Source organism: Candidatus Cardinium hertigii (assembly GCF_003788695.1).
The window spans coordinates 1,329-4,734 of sequence record NZ_RARA01000012.1 but is presented as its reverse complement, the minus strand read 5'-3'; the positions used below and the strand labels follow the sequence as shown (position 1 = coordinate 4,734).

The following is a 3,406-nucleotide window of genomic DNA, read 5'->3' as shown; positions in this document are numbered from 1 at the left end:
GGCTACTTTTTATGAATTTAGCAAAATTTAAAAGAAAAAAATGTAAGAGAAAAGTAGTTGCATAAGCTTTTTCTTAAGTGTGGTGATCCCCCAGTGGAGTCTTTCTAAAAGATTGTGTAAAATGATTTTCGTTGTTCTAGATTAATATCTAAATTAACTACTATGATTATGCAATCAAAAAAGGTATATTTACATTTATGTTTGCTTGCTGAAATATCTGCTAAACTTAATTAACCACTTGATTGAATTGCCAAACTATACACTAGTAATAATTCTAAAAAAAATAAACACTACAAAAACTCAATTTAAATTAACGATTTTCTGAATAATGGGAAAGTGAATTCTTCATGAAAAAGCTTAATTGTCTATTGTAACGGCCTCAATAGATAAAGCATTTGGAAGTTTTGAAAAAATATACCAATCTTTAATTTCCTTTGCTAGACATTAGGTTTTAGAAGAAAACAAAGTAGCTACACAAATAAAATTACCACATAAAATGAGATAGCGAAAGGGAAACACCATAATAAAAAAAAACAATGGGTGTATAACTAAAAATGCAAATAGGTTAATTGCATATAGAGGGGTACGTTTATTAAGTAGTTTTTGTTTCAATAAGCCTAGCGTGTAGTGGAGCTATATGAAAATATATTATTAATATTTAAATTGATTATTAGAATGAAAATTAAAAATAAATACTGTGTAATGGCAACGAATTTTATTGTCACATTAGGTATGATGCTATATTGTATAGCTTGCAATAGTAGCCATAATGAGATGGATAGACAGTCTAGTGGACAAAGTCCAAGTGCAGGCGTATCTGGTGGTAGTAACGCAAACGAATCAAATATTGGATTTGGCATATCTTGCGCAAAGTGTCATGAAGAAACAGCGTGCAGCTGCTTTTCTCTTTGCATAAAGTGTATTTCGACAGATTCGGAAGACACGAAAGAGCAGATCGAAAGCCTAAATTCGGATCCTAAGCTATTCAATGAAATAATTAGGCACTCTCTATTAGACCTTGAGAGATTAATGAAAGGGAGTGACGATATAGAGGATATAGAAAAAGATCATCATATGAGGGAGTATCATAAGTTTATATTAAACTATCTAAAGAAAGATCTAATAGATCTTCTAGAGCTGTTACCTAAGGACACCCCTTCTATATGCTTTGATATTTGTAATAATACAATTACGTTACAAGACGTAATAAGATTTTTTAGAAAAAAAAACCCAGATGAAAATACAAAAAATACATTGTTCTCCATAGTAACCTGGAAGCTCGAAAGATCACAAATTGAAGATCTTAAGTCTCAATATACTGAAAAGCAAATTCAAGCATATCGTGATATATTATATTTTCTATATAAGGAAGGTATTGATGTAAATAAGTGCCAATATTACCCTGCTCGGTTTGGTGCATCTAATGGTAATTCAGCATTAATGAGGATAATTTCATCAGGAAGAGAGCTTATAAACCAAGATCAAGATAAAGCTATTTCTTTAATGTTTCTACGTGATTTTAAGTCAGATCCATTTGCACCCCATCCTAGAGATAAGAAAAATGCGTTGCATTTCTTGTTATTAAAAGGGCACCCCGAGCAAAAAGCTAGTCTGGATACCGTATTGGGACATCCACTAATTCGAGATCATATCAATGACCAGACGATTTATGGTGATACAGCTTTACATATAGCTTGTGCAAGAAGGGATATGTCAATTATCATACGCTTATTGGAAAAGGGAGCAGCGGATAGCTTAGATGTTTCCAATTGTTTTGGTAAAAAGCCGTTCGAACTGATGCAGATGAGTGAAGAAAAAAGATTGCAATTCTTATTGCTATATCTTAATGCTAGTGATGATACATTTTCTGATACTGAATTATGTAATCTAAGTTCCCTTCCGCTTTGTGATGAACAGAAGAGATGGTTAAATTGCGTTGCTACTATTAATAGTAGCATATTTAATTCAGACCCAAAGCTTATAGAAAAATGTGTTACCAGACGTATTTCATAAAATGCGTTGTATGAGGTGGCCGTATCCGTTCAATACCCTTGAACGGATACCTTTTTACTGCTTTTAAGTTAAGTAACGTTTGGGTATAGGAATTCCCTCTTTTATAAAATTTTGTTTTCTATTACAATGGGCTCACTTGGTTATCAATAATAGTTAAACCTTAAGTTGACGCCATTGAGTGATCGGATACGAAATTTGTTATAGTCAGATTTGTTTAGTGGGCTTGAAAACACTTTTTTATATAAAAAACACCCATTATTCCGCTTATAAGATCTATTCCCTGTACGCATTTACCTCATCCACCCGATAAGCTAAGGTTACTTCTTTGCCACAAAAAGCTAACGCAATGCTGGTAATCTTTCTTACATGAGGATAGGTTTTTACCTTAGTATGGTATTGTTTAGAGATGATTTGGGCCAACCCTGCTTGGGCTACCGCATCCAAGTTTTCTAACGTTTTAGTTGTTTTATACTCTATGATCAGTGCATTATCATTCCTACCTACCTGAGGTATTAAAAGCATATCTGCTCGACCACTGCCTGTTTCCCTTTCACTTTCTATGCTATAGTCAGCACACAGCATATGTAACATGCCCAACATAAAGCCACTGTAAAACAGTTCTGCTTTGGTGCTTCCTGTTTGGAAAAAACTGGTAGCACGATACAGCAATGTTTGTAATTGCTCCTTAAAGGTCTCTATATGGCCAGCAGGTAATAAGTGAACAAAGGAATAATATTTAGAGCTGTCTATGTTTAATTGGTCGGTAACCCACTGCAATATTCTTGTTTCATAGATATATTTTACTTCTTGATTGGGAATAGATAGACCATAAATATGGCGTTCTGCGGATACCACAGTGGGATTTAAATAACCACTAAATAACAACAAACTCAATAAGCCAACTGGTTTGTTAATATCGGAGAAACTAATTTGCTTGGTAATGGGNNNTTGGTCAGCCAATAGCGCTTTATCTACTAAACCGGTGCCACCACTGTCTAACCAATAGTAGTCAAGCAAGCCTTCGCTAGCTAGACATTGCATCATAGACCAAGGATTATAAATTACCTCACCCCCAAAAGTATAGCCATTATACCAATCTTTTATTTTTGCTGGTTCTGTTTGGGTAGGCACCTTACTAAGCAAGTCATCTACTTCGCTTTGCGTAAAACCATAAAATTGTGTGAAGTTTTTATCCAACAACGTATATTCCCGTACATTATTGAGATCTGAAAAGAGATTGGCTTTGGCTATGCGTAATATGCCTGTGATAACGCCTTTTTCTAAATAGGGATTGCTTTTTAAGGCGCTACCAAAAATTCCACGGAATAGTTCTAAAACTTCTTCAAAGGATTCATTTTGATTACCAAATTTAATATATGAACTGTTGATAGGG

Annotated in this window: 2 protein-coding genes; one reads left to right on the top strand and one right to left on the bottom strand. The window is 34.1% G+C overall.

What is annotated here, in order from left to right; genetic code table 11:
- The first annotated feature begins 702 nt into the window (after positions 1-702).
- Entirely contained in the window at positions 703-2,013 is a 1,311-nt protein-coding gene (locus EDM02_RS00425) for an ankyrin repeat domain-containing protein (RefSeq protein ID WP_221179570.1), read from the top strand.
- A gap of 273 nt (positions 2,014-2,286) precedes the next feature.
- Here the strand turns inward: EDM02_RS00425 and EDM02_RS06195 are convergent, their stop codons facing one another.
- Positions 2,287-2,595, bottom strand: coding sequence for a PD-(D/E)XK nuclease domain-containing protein (locus EDM02_RS06195; protein ID WP_478210127.1), 309 nt, complete (start codon positions 2,593-2,595; stop codon positions 2,287-2,289).
- Positions 2,596-3,406: the final 811 nt, after the last annotated feature.

Coding starts and splice junctions, on each gene's coding strand:
- EDM02_RS06195 (WP_478210127.1), bottom strand. CDS start 2,595: ATGCTGTGTGCTGACTATAGCATAGAAAGTGAAAGGGAAACAGGCAGT.
- EDM02_RS00425 (WP_221179570.1), top strand. CDS start 703: ATGGCAACGAATTTTATTGTCACATTAGGTATGATGCTATATTGTATA.